Source organism: Halobacillus litoralis (genome assembly GCF_009856415.1).
Lineage (GTDB): Bacteria > Bacillota > Bacilli > Bacillales > Halobacillaceae > Halobacillus > Halobacillus litoralis_C.
The window spans coordinates 1-12,842 of the sequence record NZ_WMEZ01000003.1; the positions used below are offsets into that span (position 1 = coordinate 1).

The 12,842-nt window shown below is 47.2% G+C and carries 13 protein-coding genes; 2 read left to right on the forward strand and 11 right to left on the reverse strand.

The window, feature by feature from the left end; all coding sequences use genetic code 11:
* Positions 1 to 1,114: MFS transporter (locus GLV98_RS09665; RefSeq protein WP_160914556.1), on the reverse strand; the 1,114-nt coding region annotated here is incomplete at its 3' end.
* Positions 1,115 to 1,174: 60 nt separating this feature from the next.
* Positions 1,175 to 1,765, reverse strand: coding sequence for a metalloregulator ArsR/SmtB family transcription factor (locus GLV98_RS09670; protein WP_160914558.1), 591 nt, complete (start codon positions 1,763 to 1,765; stop codon positions 1,175 to 1,177).
* 220 nt (positions 1,766 to 1,985) lie between these two features.
* Between GLV98_RS09670 and GLV98_RS09675 the strand changes: the two genes are divergently transcribed.
* Positions 1,986 to 2,246 carry a hypothetical protein gene (locus GLV98_RS09675; protein ID WP_160914560.1) on the forward strand — a complete coding sequence of 87 codons (261 nt, stop codon included), beginning with the start codon at positions 1,986 to 1,988 and terminating at the stop codon, positions 2,244 to 2,246.
* Positions 2,247 to 2,345: 99 nt separating this feature from the next.
* Here the strand turns inward: GLV98_RS09675 and GLV98_RS09680 are convergent, their stop codons facing one another.
* From GLV98_RS09680 to GLV98_RS09710, 7 genes are all read right to left on the reverse strand, one after another.
* On the reverse strand, positions 2,346 to 3,050 hold the full coding sequence (locus GLV98_RS09680) for a LutC/YkgG family protein (RefSeq protein ID WP_160914562.1): 705 nt from the start codon (positions 3,048 to 3,050) through the stop codon (positions 2,346 to 2,348).
* Positions 3,047 to 4,474, reverse strand: coding sequence for a LutB/LldF family L-lactate oxidation iron-sulfur protein (locus tag GLV98_RS09685; RefSeq protein ID WP_160914564.1), 1,428 nt, complete (start codon positions 4,472 to 4,474; stop codon positions 3,047 to 3,049). The genes GLV98_RS09680 and GLV98_RS09685 overlap by 4 nt, the downstream gene beginning before the upstream one ends.
* A 15-nt stretch (positions 4,475 to 4,489) precedes the next feature.
* Positions 4,490 to 5,206 (reverse strand): (Fe-S)-binding protein, encoded by a 717-nt coding sequence (locus GLV98_RS09690; RefSeq protein WP_160914566.1) that lies wholly within the window; start codon positions 5,204 to 5,206, stop codon positions 4,490 to 4,492.
* Between the two features lie 78 nt (positions 5,207 to 5,284).
* Positions 5,285 to 5,989, reverse strand: coding sequence for a FadR/GntR family transcriptional regulator (locus GLV98_RS09695; protein WP_160914568.1), 705 nt, complete (start codon positions 5,987 to 5,989; stop codon positions 5,285 to 5,287).
* A 79-nt stretch (positions 5,990 to 6,068) separates the two neighbouring features.
* Positions 6,069 to 7,652, reverse strand: a complete 1,584-nt coding sequence (locus GLV98_RS09700) for an L-lactate permease (protein WP_160914570.1) — start codon at positions 7,650 to 7,652, stop codon at positions 6,069 to 6,071.
* 188 nt (positions 7,653 to 7,840) lie between these two features.
* Complete coding sequence (locus tag GLV98_RS09705) at positions 7,841 to 8,473, reverse strand: flavodoxin family protein (RefSeq protein ID WP_160914572.1); 633 nt, start codon at positions 8,471 to 8,473, stop codon at positions 7,841 to 7,843.
* An 87-nt stretch (positions 8,474 to 8,560) separates the two neighbouring features.
* A complete protein-coding gene (locus GLV98_RS09710) occupies positions 8,561 to 9,421 on the reverse strand; it encodes a DUF1028 domain-containing protein (protein ID WP_160914574.1) in 861 nt (286 codons plus the stop codon).
* 280 nt (positions 9,422 to 9,701) lie between these two features.
* Here GLV98_RS09710 and GLV98_RS09715 point away from each other — a divergent pair, with 280 nt between their 5' ends.
* On the forward strand, positions 9,702 to 10,049 hold the full coding sequence (locus GLV98_RS09715) for a general stress protein (RefSeq protein ID WP_160914576.1): 348 nt from the start codon (positions 9,702 to 9,704) through the stop codon (positions 10,047 to 10,049).
* A 39-nt stretch (positions 10,050 to 10,088) separates the two neighbouring features.
* Here GLV98_RS09715 and GLV98_RS09720 read toward each other — a convergent pair whose 3' ends face one another.
* Positions 10,089 to 11,537, reverse strand: a complete 1,449-nt coding sequence (locus GLV98_RS09720; protein ID WP_160914578.1) for a phospholipase D family protein — start codon at positions 11,535 to 11,537, stop codon at positions 10,089 to 10,091.
* Positions 11,538 to 12,255: 718 nt separating this feature from the next.
* A complete protein-coding gene (gene thiT, locus GLV98_RS09725) occupies positions 12,256 to 12,822 on the reverse strand; it encodes an energy-coupled thiamine transporter ThiT (RefSeq protein WP_160914580.1) in 567 nt (188 codons plus the stop codon).
* Between the last annotated feature and the right edge of the window lie 20 nt (positions 12,823 to 12,842).

Below are 12,842 nucleotides of genomic sequence, written 5' to 3' on the forward strand. Positions count from 1 at the left end.
TTCCTCCAGTTATCCCGATCCCTCCCCCCCATAAACCGAGAGTCCGGGGGGTGAAAATATCCAAAAACCAACCAGAGACGAACATCATCAGTCCAAGTTGAACGTTCGTCCATGATTCCACCCTGCCGAAGACACGTCCTTGTTCTTCTGCCTTCACATTTTTCATGAGAATTGTATCCAGGAAGGCCCCCATTACGCCACCGGTCAAGGCGATGGATACAAACGTCAGCCATAAACCAGGAAAAGAGGCTATCCGGCTCGCCCGCATATGGAGCACACCTTCAAGAATGAGAAGAGCCAGACAGAAAGGCATACCATAAGTTTTGATCTTACTTGAAAATAAGAAGCTCACCACCAGTCCTGTGCCGAGGGCTCCATACAAGAAGCCGACGCCAAGTTCTCCAAGTTGAAACGTTTCTGCTCCATACACACTGATTAAAACATTGAACGCTCCGTCCATCGTAGCGCCGACAAGCTGGATGGCAAGCACAAACATCATCCATCCTTCCCAACGGATGCGCTTGGTATTTTCTTTTTCATCGAAAGGACTATACGATCTATTTTTCTTTAAGGGAAGAACTAGTAGAGCTGCCGCGATAAAGGACAGGCCGTTCAGCCAGAAGGCGAAAGAAGTTCCGAAAATGTAAGCGACCAATCCCCCTGTAATGGAACCGGCAATCAAAACCACTCCGAGAAGAAGCTGCTCCCAACCGTTCACCTTCAGCAAATTCTCTTTTTCTACGATCGTAGCAATATAGCTCTTCCGCACAGGTTGATAAACGGCCTCACCGCAAGCTAGGACAAACATCGCCGTGAAGGCGAGCCACACCATCTCCTTCGTATCCACTAACAAAAAACTGAGAGCAAACGGAATTCTGAAGACATCAGTCAGCACGAGCATCCACTTTTTGTGAAAGCGGTCAGCGAGCTTTCCACCGAGTGGAGATAGCAGCAAGTAGGGAATCACCCTCAAACCAAGAGCCATCCCTACGGCCACCCCTGAACCAGTGAGTTGCAATAGGAGTGTTAAAACAGCGACCTGACTGAACCGGTCACCAATCCCATTGACGATCCCTGAATAAAACAAATAACGGTAAGAATGACGGCGAATCATAAAAACCACAACCAGTTAGATATACATCTAATTAGATTTTCAAAAAAAGGAGCCAAGTCGTCACCTTTGGACGACGACCGGCCACATTTCTACAGGGTTCAGCTCATATTGATTGTTCTCCCTGTACATGAACTGCTGCATGATCCATTCCCGTCTGACGGTCGCAAAATCATCGAAGAATGTTTTGATATATTCATTGACTTCTTTCTCGTCATAGGTTTTCCCATGCTCAAACCATTGGACAAAATAAGAGAGGATCACATTTTTCTTCTTCAGCTGGCTTGGCATCTGTTTCAGTTTCCCTTCAACCGTGACAAAGTTCTTAACAATTTTCGCCTGATCCTTGGCATCGACTTTCAATTCTTCGGCTACCACTCGTTCATCATCTCCAATCCTTAAGATGGCGGTCGTCATGAATTCCAAATTCTGTTCATTCAAATAGAAATAAATCGTATTTTTATCCCTTCTCGAGTAGACCGCTCCTGTATCCTTCAACTTTTTCAAATGATGGGTAATCGTCGGCGGACGCAGTCCTAACTTCCCTGCAATCGCCTGCCCGTGCAGCGGACCCTTCCGGAGAAGCGCGATAATCCGCAGTCGTGTCGGATCTCCCACCGCTTTATGAAACGCGACCATTTTTTCTAATTGCATCTTTCCACCCCGCTAATTAAATGTATATCTAATTAAACAGTAATCTAATTAGATGATAGTGTCAATACCAATTCCTGATTCAAGTCCTATGGACGGAAGGATTCCTACCTCCACAAAACGATTTGTATAATTTTTCTAGTTCTGAAATAATAGAGTCCAAGCCTTATGTATGTTCTGATAAATGAAGAAAAACTTCGTCTATGTAGGAGAGGAGATTCTTATGAAAAAGCTATTTTTCCTTTTTCTATTATTTGTGAATGTATTTTATATCGCGAACGCCCTATTTGGCTTTGGACTCAAGATGTCCCTGGAGTGGAACGTTCTGCTCGGTCTTTTACTCATAACGAGCCTTCTCTATTCCAGCATCCATCTCTTACGCTCCAAAAAATACGCTCTTTTGAGCGTGGCTGTCTTATCGCTCAGTTTAGCCTCACTTGGTTGGTTTACGTTCATCAACTATCTCTCTTTGATCATGGGGTAATGGAGGCAGGAAATAGAGCGAGGCTGAAGACGTTTCTTTTTCATTGAGCAGACACTAAAAAGCACCCTAAACCGGGGTGCTTTTTCATTAGGAACATCCTTATAAATCTTCTACCAGAATATAGGTCGCTTTCACAGGTCCATGAACACCGACGATCAAGTTCATTTCAATATCCGCGCTGTTGCTCGGTCCAGTAATAAAACTGACGCATGACGAGACAGGATTCCCTTTCTGTTCCTGTTCATGAATGACCCTGGCCGCCTGCGTCATTCTCGGTACGAGCGTACTTTTCGGAATGATGGCAATGAACGTTTCCGGGAGAAGGCTGATGGATCTGCCATTATGTTTATCGTTGAAAAGGGTCACCGTCCCGGATTCTGCAAGCGTGATGTCACTAAAGACAATTCCGACGCCTGCCTGTTCAGCGAAAGGAATGTCACCATCCTGATCATTCCAAATGCGAAAGTCGAAGCCTTCTTTTCCAAGCTCTTCATACATCCCCCGCATGCCGAATTCATCCAACCTCGGACCTCCAGCGCTGATGACTTTTCTAGAACCCTCAAAGGTTGCGAGTACTTTTTGTAGGGAGTCACCCAAGTCGGCTAGCGTTGTCCGTTTGAAGGAAGTATGGATGACCTGACATTGGGCTTCCAGCTTCTCAATCAGTTCGTCCTGGGTGGCTCCTTGGAAAACACGGTCCTGTGGCTGTACGGAATAAACAGGAGCTTTCACTTCTGTCCGCCGCTCTCGTCCAAGATTCTCGGCGACACGATCCAGAAACGATGTCCGGTTATGAACGGTCATGCCTCTCCCCTCCTTTTTTCTCGTTGTTTATACCATTCACGGAAGTTCTTTTTCGCAGGAGCAGGAAAGTCCCTGCTCTCCGTCCATCCCTTCAGCGGACCCGGTCCTTTTTCAATCTGTTCGTCTTTCGTCCAAGGTTTCATGGCTGTCCTCGCCATTTTCGTACTCAACTTATAGGCGGCAGGCGTGGAGGCCCATTTGGCGAATCCTTTCATCATCCATTCCTCTGACTTCGCTCCCATGTGTTCCCGTTCGACGATGATCTCACGGTGGCGGATCAAATGTTCATGGAGGGGAATTTTCACAGGACACGCCTCTGTGCAGGCGGCGCACAACGTGGATGCATAAGGCAGATCTTTATGGTCTTCGTAACCATCGAGGAGGGGTGTCAGGACCGCACCGATCGGACCTGGATAAATCGATCCATACGAGTGGCCGCCCACATGACGGTACACCGGGCAGGCGTTGATACAGGCCGCACAGCGAATACAATGAAGCGCCGACTGAAATTCCGTCCCCAAAATTTTCGAACGGCCGTTATCGACAATGACGAGGTGAAAATCCTCCGGGCCGTCCGTTTCGTCTTCTAACCGTGTTCCTGTAAGTGCCGTGATGTAACTCGTCAGTTTTTGGCCGACGGCCGCTCTCGTAAGTAAACTGACGACGACTTCAAGCTCTTCCCACGTTGGTACGACGCGTTCCATACCCATGACGGCGATATGAGTATCAGGGAGAGAAGTGACCATGCGGGCATTTCCTTCATTCGTGACGAGCGTCACGGCCCCTGATTCGGCGACAGCGAAATTGCATCCGGTCACACCTAAATCAGCTTCCAGGAAATCTTTTCGGAGCTGTTCGCGGGCAAAAGCGGCCAGTTCCTCGGGCTGATCCGTTTTCGTATAGCCTTTTTTATTCGCAAACGTTTCGCGGATCTGCTCTTTATTTTTGTGAAGGGCAGGCGTGACGATGTGGGACGGAGGATCTTCATCAAGCTGCAGAATCCACTCCCCTAAGTCTGATTCCACTACTTCACACCCGCTTTGTTCCAACGCTTCATTCAAGCCGATTTCTTCTGTGACCATCGACTTTGATTTCACCACTTTGCGGGCCTGCTTTTTCGTTGCGACTTCCTGGACGTACGCATTCGCTTCCTCAGCGGTTTCAGCAAAAAATACCGTTCCGCCGCGTTTTTCCACTTGCTCACTGAGCTGATGCAAATAGTAATCCAGGTTTTCCATCGTATGATGACGGATTTCTTCGCCAAGCGTCCGCCAATCTTCCCAATCGCCGAGTTCTTCAGCGGCTTTCAGGCGTCCGGTTCGGAAGCGGCCCTGCGCCGAAGATACGGCCTGTCTCATAAAGCTATTATCAATCCCGGCCTGAATCCGTTCGGCATATGGCTTATCCCCAATTCTTATCCCCATGTGACCTCTCCTTTCTTATTGGCTGTTCAACACTTGAGCGATATGCAGCACTTGCACGTCCTGTTTGTTGCGTCGCATGCAGCCACCCATGTTCATCAGGCAGCCCATATCGCCGCCGATGAGATATTCCGCTCCGGTTTCCTCGATATGCTGGGCTTTTTCTTCCACCATTTGACCAGATACGGCAGCATTTTTAACCGCGAACGTTCCCCCGAAACCACAGCAGTCTTCCTTCATCGGAAGCTCGATCAAGTCCAATCCTTCCACGTTTTCCAGTAAAATTCTCGGCGCATCCTTCACTCCTAGGAGACGGGTCATATGACAGGACGGATGATACGTCGCTGTCCCCTGGAACGTCGACTTCACATCCTCCACGTGTAAAACCTCTACTAAAAACTGCGTCAGTTCATACGTCTTTTCTGCGACCGCCTGGGCACGTTCACTCCATTCCGGGTCACCATTCAACGCATGAGGATATTCTTTGATCATCTGTACACAGGAACCAGATGGACCGACCACGTATTCGGATGTTTCAAAGGCTCTAATCATCTGCTTCATCGCTTGCATCGACTCTTGTTTATACCCACTGTTGAAAGCCGGTTGTCCGCAACAGGTCTGGTTCTCTGGAAAATCCACCTCACACCCGAACCGCTCCAGCAGTTGGACCGTGTCTTTCCCGACGTCTGGTGTGAACGTGTCGCACAGACAGGTAATGAATAACGATACTTTCAAGGTTATGTCCTCCCTTTTAAACATAAGGTCATCAGATGACTTATTTTTTGAGAAAGGATACTGTCAACAGAATCCTTTTCATGTTAAATATTCAGCTAAATGTTCTTCGACACTTTGCAGGTGACGGACCATCGCCTCTTGGGCAAGGGCTTCATCTTGAGCTGTCACGGCATCCAGAATTTGTTTATGCTGCTCCAGCAGGCGGCTCGTTCCTTCGGGCGTATGCAACAGTTTGCGGGTCTCCCTCATGGCCTGCATCATAATTTCTGAAACGCTGTTCATCAAATTGATCAAAATCTGATTCTGTGTCGCCTGGACAAGGGCGATATGGAATTCGAGGTCCGCTTTTTCGCCGAGCTCTCCGTTTCCTTTCGCTTTTTCCATATCGGACAAGGCCTGCGCCATCGCTCGGAGATCCTCCTCCTGCCTCGTACGCGCAGCTGTTCCGGCTGCGCCTACCTCCAAGATATGTCTCACTTCCATCAAGTCCTTCATATCTTCTTTTTTCATCAAAAAGGCGACGGATACGGGTAAAGAAAAACGCGACGGATCGAAAGCCTTCACATACGTCCCTTCTCCCTGGCGCATTTCAAGAATGCCCATGGCTCTCAGGGCGCTTAACGCCTCACGAATTGCCGACCTTCCAACACTGAAACTGCCAGCCAGGCTCTCGACACTGTCCAGTTTATCTCCTGGCTTCAGTTCTCCTTTTTTCAATGAATCCAAAAGTGAATCAGCCACTTGTTCGTATATTTTTTTCGTCCTTATCGGTTTATAATTCATGATGTTTCCTCCAAAGTTTCGCTTGTCTCTTCCTTCTATTCTAATGGAAAACCATACCCTTTAAAAGAGAAAGCGATTTCTAAGTAAAGAAGAGATAAACGAGTGAAGCGGTCCCGACAAGCAGTCCATACAACAATGCAGGGCCGATCGTTTTCCGGATGATATCCCCTTCTTTTCCTGCCAGTCCAACGACCGCTCCTGCAGCTACGACATTATGCACACAAATCATATTTCCGGCCGCTGAACCGAGCACTTGCAAAGACAGGACCGTATCTTTAGCCAGCGCTGTTTCTTGAGCAATGCTGTACTGAACGGGAGAAAACGTCAACGTCGATACTGTAGCGCTTCCGGTAATGAATGCTCCGAGCTGCCCTAAAAACGGTGCAACCATGACCCACATGGAGCCGAAGCCTGCAGCAAGGGTCTGGGCGATATACTGGGGCATGCTCACAAGGTCTTGGGCGTTCATTCCAGAATTCGTAAACACCTGGACAAGCGCAAGGGTCGCCACTAATGCCAAAGCCGCATCCTTCATGGATAGAACGGATTCTTTCGCCGCCTTCGTAAACCGGTCAAAGGATTTCCTTTGCACCACAACCGCCATGATGGCAGCAAAGACTAATACAGATCCTGGAGAATAAAGCACTTGCCAGGATGATGTAATGCCTTCGACACCTAAAATATCCGCCCAGGAAAGATCAACCCAGGTCAACGCAAATGTTTTAACTGGTTGTACGATCCTTGTCACAAGTAAGAGCAGGACAATGATCACATAAGGCGCCCAGGCTGCCCACAAGCTCATAGAAACTGGCTCATCGGCTCCCTTTTCCTCTTGAAGGGCTTCCTGCCAAGGTTCATCAGGAAGTAGCAAACCTTTCTTCGCCGTTAACGTAGCAACGAGCAGACCGGTCAACGAAGCTAAAATCGCAACGAACTCATGACCGAACAAGCTTGCATAAAGATAGGCAGATAATGTATAGGTGAAACCAATCAAAAGTGTCCACGGAATCATCTGCTTTATATCTTTAAGCTTCCGCTGCTTCCCAAAAAAGAGGGTTAAAATGACCACAAGAATAAGTGGAATGAAACTACCTGCAAACAGATCAAAAAAAGCGACTTGTACTCCGATTTCTTTGTAAAAAGAAAGATCTGCTCCTGGAATATTGCTCAATCCGACCTGGATCGGTGTTCCGACAGCTCCATACGAAACCGCCGAACTATCCGCGATCAACGCAATGGCTGCGGCAGCCAGTGGTGAAAAACCTAAAGCCACCATCAACGGCCCGGTCACAGCCGCCGGCGTACCAAACCCTGCAGCCCCTTCAATCAAAGCACCGAACAAGAAAGCCACAATGACAATCTGCACCCTCATGTCTTTGGAAATGCTCCGGAACCCTTGATTGATGCGGTCCACCGCTCCGGTATTCCTTAACGTGTTCAAAAGAACAATCGCTCCGAATAAAATAAACAGGATGGTCAACGTCTTATGCGCTCCCTCTAATATAGAGGCAGCAATCACCTTTTCCCCCACACCCCACACGAAGTAAGCAAGGCCGATCACAATGATCGCGCTATACAACATCCCCTTTTTTGCAGGCATCCGTAAAAGGACTAAAAAGATAAAAGGAGCGAGTATCGCGCTTAAAGCCACAAACAAAATCATGTTGTTCCTCCCCCATCACACGAATTGTCAACGCTTTCAAATCATGTATAAAAGTAAGGTCATCAGATGACCTGCTTTAATTATATTTTATACCTGGGATGGAGTTTTTGCAATCGCTTTTATGACAATCATGGAAAAAGACCAGAGGCTTTTGAAGCCCCTGGCCTTGTCCATTCCTTGAGAAAGGATTACTCCATCTGGTTTCCCTCCGCTGGAATCGGATTTTCTCTTAACATTCGTGCAAAATGAAGCGTGTTGTAGGCGAGCATTTCGACGTGTTTTTTCGTGAACTCGTTGTTTTGACCCTCCCCCTCTAAATAAGAAGGTCCAGGTCCGGCTTCGCCCACCCAGTATGCATCAACATTCGGCGGGACAACAAAACCGATGTGCGACATTCCATAAAGGACCGATGCTGCCGCATGCTTCGCGCCATCTTCGTTTCCTGTAATGATGACGCCTCCGACTTTGTTGTAAAAGATCGACTGCCCCTTGTCATTCGTTTCCCCGCTGCTGCCGTATAAGCGTTCCATCGCTACCGTAGCGAGACTACTTTTCTCACCAAGCCACAGGGGCGTTCCGAACAGGACGATGTCGGCTTCTTTCACTTTTTCAAAAATTTGCGGCCACATATCCCCGCCACCTAAATCTTCGCTGATACCATATGGAATATGATAATCCGCCAGGCGGACGATTTCGGTTTCAACGCCTTCTTTTTCAAGAATCTCCAGCACTTCGCGGCTCAGACCTTCTGTATGGGAAGGTTCTTCTGCCTTCGTCTGTTTCAAGGATGCATTCAGAACGATCGCTTTCAGTTTTGTCATGTCATCAACCTCCTATCCTGCCCCTTTCCCCTTTGTAAAAACGTTCAATCAAAAAGCCGCACATCTATCATGTACGGCTTTTCTCCATCATTGATTTTTCATATATTCAAGAACTTTCAAGTCGATCTTTCCGCGCTCTTGCTCACGGCTTTCAAAATTTTCCGTGTGCAGGTAGGTCGTGAACGAGTCGTAAAACTCATCAGGAGTGACGTCCTCTGTAGAGAGGTAATCGAGACGACGCAGGTGATGCTGGACCTCTTTTTTCACGTCCCCTTCCACTTCCACCACTTCATCAGGCTTCGATGCCCCGAAATAAAGTTGATGAAGCTGATAAATGCGGTCCAGTTCTTCAATTGGTTCCGGATGATCATCCACACGGAGATCGACGGCGACGTCACTGAGCTCTCCATAACCTGCTTTATCTTTGACGACGAGGATGGCTGCCGATTGCTTTCCACGGCTGTCTCCCCCCGCACGCTGGGCCGCTTTGATCGCAGTCATTAAACGGTCAGCAAGAGAACCTTCCGCCTGTTCAAAAGCCTCCCCCATATCGGTGACGGTTTCTTCATTCACAAGGATGTTGCCTTGAGCCGCATAGTGTTTGCCGACTTTGCCGCCTGCCCAATCGTAGCATTCTTTCCCCGTAAATGTAGCCCCGTTTCCTTTCGCATCGACAATCCCCACTTGGCGGTCTTCCTTTTGAGGATCGTCGGAAGTTAGCCGCTCGATCACTTCTTCAGCTGAAAACCCTTGTTCGAGCAGCTTCAGCCCGTCCGGTCCGTACTGCGGGTTGCCAAACGCCTGTGTAGCAATTGCCCCGACACCTGCCTTTGCCCAAGGGACAATCGATCCGACACCTAAAAACTTCGACTGTACCGCAACGCCCCACTCTCCCGTTTCAGGATCGTGGGCACAAATAGAAAACGTAGCAATTATTTTTGATTTCATTTTCTTCCCTCCAATCTTGTATGTAATTCGAGATGTTTGGACAAATTCCTGCAACATTCCGGTTTACGGTTGAACGCTAAGAACCTTAATTGATCTCTCTTCATTCTAATTGATATATTGAAAATTTAATTGATATATGAATTTTTCAGTTGATATTTTTATGTTTTGATTGATATCCTTTTCGGTTTGGATAATAATCATGACCCATTCAGAAGTTTATCCCACTTCAATCCGGGTACATTCCATACCGTAGCAGCTATAAAAAAAGGAGCGATTCTATATGAAACCAACAGTAAGAGAATACACAAATGATGAAAGACTGATGGAAGATGTGAAGCGCTTGAAAGATGAAGGAATCGACAACAAAGACATCTACATCCTGTCCCACGATGATGACCGCACCGATCGCATTGCGAAGAATGTCAATGCTAATACCATCGGCCTCTCCGAACAGGACATCAAGAACGTCATCAGTAATCTTTTCAGCAAACAGGGCGATGAACTACGTACAAAACTGCAGGAAATCGGCTTTTCTGAACAGGAAGCAGAAGAATACGAAGAAGACTTGGATGAAGGAAAAGTTCTCCTTATCGTGACAAACCCTGCAAAAGCAGAAACCCTATTATAAATAGAAAGGAGCGCACGGCATGTGCGCTCCTTTTTTTCATTAATATGTGGTAAACCATGTCCACTTCTGCAAATAGTAGGTAGCATAACGGATGAATGTTAAATTGTCCTGGTATTCTTTATAATCCGCCGTATAATGTCCCTCTTCGTTGTTCCAAATACGTGTAAAGTATTCATTGACATCTTGGAATACTTGCTCTTCCCCATTCCCTTTGATGACCACATCGGCTTCCAAATTCAAGTTGGATAGGTTGCGACGTGTATAGTTCGCTGACCCAGCGATGATGACATCATCTCCAGGATGATCAATGTAAAGCATCTTCGTATGATACTGCTCGATGTTGACATCGTACCAACGCAAATGGATATTTTCGTTACCCAGACGCTGCAGCTCGGCAGCTACAGGTAAATTGGGAATGCCGGTTTTTTCGTGACCAAACGCCTTTTTATTTGGGTCCATCACAATGTTCACCGTAGCTCCGCGGTTGGCTGCATCATCAAGCGAACTCATGATTTTCTTATCCGCCAGATAGTACATCCCGAGCCAGACGGTATCCCCTTCTCCTGCTTCCGACAATTCATCAAGAATCGCTCGATAAATTTTCCCTTCTGTTACAAATTGTGTCGTCAGAGGGCCTTCCTGCTCCTCCCAATTACGATTTTCATAATCAGGAAAATCTGCCTCACCCGAATAGTTAACGACCGCTTCTTCAGCTTCTAAAATATCTTTAATGATCGGTCCCTTCATCTTGAACGCGACGTTTTCATGATAACCACTGGCATCATGGGGATTGGCTGTCGAGACGATCGCAGATTTCTCCGTCACAAGGATTTTTCTATGATTGGCCTTGATGTTCAGCAACTTCATATAAGACCTTAGGGTCACATCCGGAGCTTCCTTAGCCATTGGATTGCTGATCCAACCATTTTCACCGGTGCCCATCCAGGAAAACAACAGACGCCAGACACTTGAATATAAAGGATTCGAATCTCTCAATTTATTCAAATTCGTCAAAACGACATCGACCCCGCCATCCTCCAGGCGCTTGATCGTCTCCGATTCATACGATCCATAAACCGTGTTGATCTGATCGGTTATGAAAACAACTTTCAAGTCAGGGACTTCCTCTTTCCTTTTTAATATGGCGTCCACCAAATTACTGGAGATCTTCGGAAACTCGTTTTTTCCATTCGTGTAGCCATTGAATAAAAACATATCCGCCACAATGAAATCCTCAGCTTCTGAGATCGTCTGGTTGATCTCTTCAAAAACCTGAAGATCATGTACCGTCTTTCCAGCTTCATTTTCGTATGTTAAATCACGGAAAAACTCGATATTTTCCATCTGGTGCGTTTCCCCTTCATAAGAAATCCCCTCAGGTAGAGCTTTCCATGAAGTGTGATAAGCAATCGTGACACTTAAAATAGCTATAATGATAACGATGATCCAAAACCACTTACTTTTCCCAATCCGCTTCAAACGGTCCATGATGTAGCCTCCTAATATAGAGTGCTTATCTTATTTTCACTATAATTGCCCCTTTCAAACCTTGATAGGAGAAAAAAATAAATTCGAAGGGTTTATTGAACAATATGGCAGGATTCTTGAAGACTTGATTTCGAGACGTTTCGGGGTTCGTTGCTTGGGATGAGCGTCAGGGGGTGGCTGGGAAGCTACTCGCTTTCCTGTGGGGGAGTGGTGAGCTTCCTCGGACTAAGTCCTGCGGGATCTCACCTATCTCCTTTCTCCCACGGGAGTCTCGCAGCTTCCCAGCCACCCCATTTGTCGTGCGGGTAACGAACCCCTACACCGGGAGAGACTGTCTTCCACTATCCTGGTATTATACGCATAAAACACTCTATAGCAAGCTTTACGCACTCAAAATAGCTCCCGTGGGAGGTAGTTTTCCTTCTGTTTTCACTGAATAAAGCTGCTTATTCTGGATGTGGTTTCGAGACATTTATATGGTAAAGGGGCGGAGGGAAACGGTGAGACTCCTATGGGACGTGTGGGACAGGTGAGACCCCGGAAGGCGTAGCCTGAGGAGGCTCACCGCCCGCCCCGTGGAAAGCGAACGGTTTCCCGCAGCCCCTATCCACTCAACAAAAGTCTCGAAACTGAGTCTTCCACAATAGGGAGCGTTTGTGGAATTAAACAATCATAAAAACCCCCGCTCGATGTCGGTACATCAAACGGGGGATTCTTATTAATGGCTTAAAAGTGTCGGTCGTTTTACGAATAGGAGACTGACGACGATACTGCTTAAAATGAACGCCGGGAGCATGTACCCGCCATTATAAACGAGAGAATACAACCACACCGGCTGACCCTCAGGAGCGAACTCGCCGTAAAAAACGATACCTGCGAAAAAGTGACCGAAAAAGCGCAGCACACTTCCGATCAGACAGCCGACAATGATCCATCCGACCAACCGACGGGACTCTTTCGATTTGATCGCCTTCCATAGCGGTTTCGCCACTAAACCAGCCGCTCCGATTACAGCAAAGGCGATGACATAGTCGAGAAACGCCTGGAGAGGGGTCATAATATAGGCACCTGTCATTATTTGATAGATTCCTAGTAACAGACCGGTGGTGACGCCCCCTTTCAAGCCCCAGCGAAAGGCCATGATGAATACTGGGACCATGGCAAAGGAAACCGATCCTCCCTGTGCCCACAGTTTAAAAGATAAAAACGGGATGATATCCAACAATAGTGCGAGTGCTGAAAAAATCGCAACCTCTACGAGAAATAAAACGCGACGATTTCTCATTTCAACATTCCTCCTAAAAA

What these genes read in the sequence shown, in the direction of transcription:
- GLV98_RS09680 (WP_160914562.1), bottom strand. Translation starts at nt 3,050, where the DNA reads ATGACCGTTCATAACCGGACATCGTTTCTGGATCGTGTCGCCGAGAAT.
- GLV98_RS09720 (WP_160914578.1), bottom strand. Translation starts at nt 11,537, where the DNA reads ATGGACCGTTTGAAGCGGATTGGGAAAAGTAAGTGGTTTTGGATCATC.
- GLV98_RS09695 (WP_160914568.1), bottom strand. Translation starts at nt 5,989, where the DNA reads ATGAATTATAAACCGATAAGGACGAAAAAAATATACGAACAAGTGGCT.
- GLV98_RS09705 (WP_160914572.1), bottom strand. Translation starts at nt 8,473, where the DNA reads ATGACAAAACTGAAAGCGATCGTTCTGAATGCATCCTTGAAACAGACG.
- GLV98_RS09685 (WP_160914564.1), bottom strand. Translation starts at nt 4,474, where the DNA reads ATGGGGATAAGAATTGGGGATAAGCCATATGCCGAACGGATTCAGGCC.
- GLV98_RS09710 (WP_160914574.1), bottom strand. Translation starts at nt 9,421, where the DNA reads ATGAAATCAAAAATAATTGCTACGTTTTCTATTTGTGCCCACGATCCT.
- GLV98_RS09675 (WP_160914560.1), top strand. Translation starts at nt 1,986, where the DNA reads ATGAAAAAGCTATTTTTCCTTTTTCTATTATTTGTGAATGTATTTTAT.
- GLV98_RS09700 (WP_160914570.1), bottom strand. Translation starts at nt 7,652, where the DNA reads ATGATTTTGTTTGTGGCTTTAAGCGCGATACTCGCTCCTTTTATCTTT.
- GLV98_RS09715 (WP_160914576.1), top strand. Translation starts at nt 9,702, where the DNA reads ATGAAACCAACAGTAAGAGAATACACAAATGATGAAAGACTGATGGAA.
- GLV98_RS09670 (WP_160914558.1), bottom strand. Translation starts at nt 1,765, where the DNA reads ATGCAATTAGAAAAAATGGTCGCGTTTCATAAAGCGGTGGGAGATCCG.
- thiT (WP_160914580.1), bottom strand. Translation starts at nt 12,822, where the DNA reads ATGAGAAATCGTCGCGTTTTATTTCTCGTAGAGGTTGCGATTTTTTCA.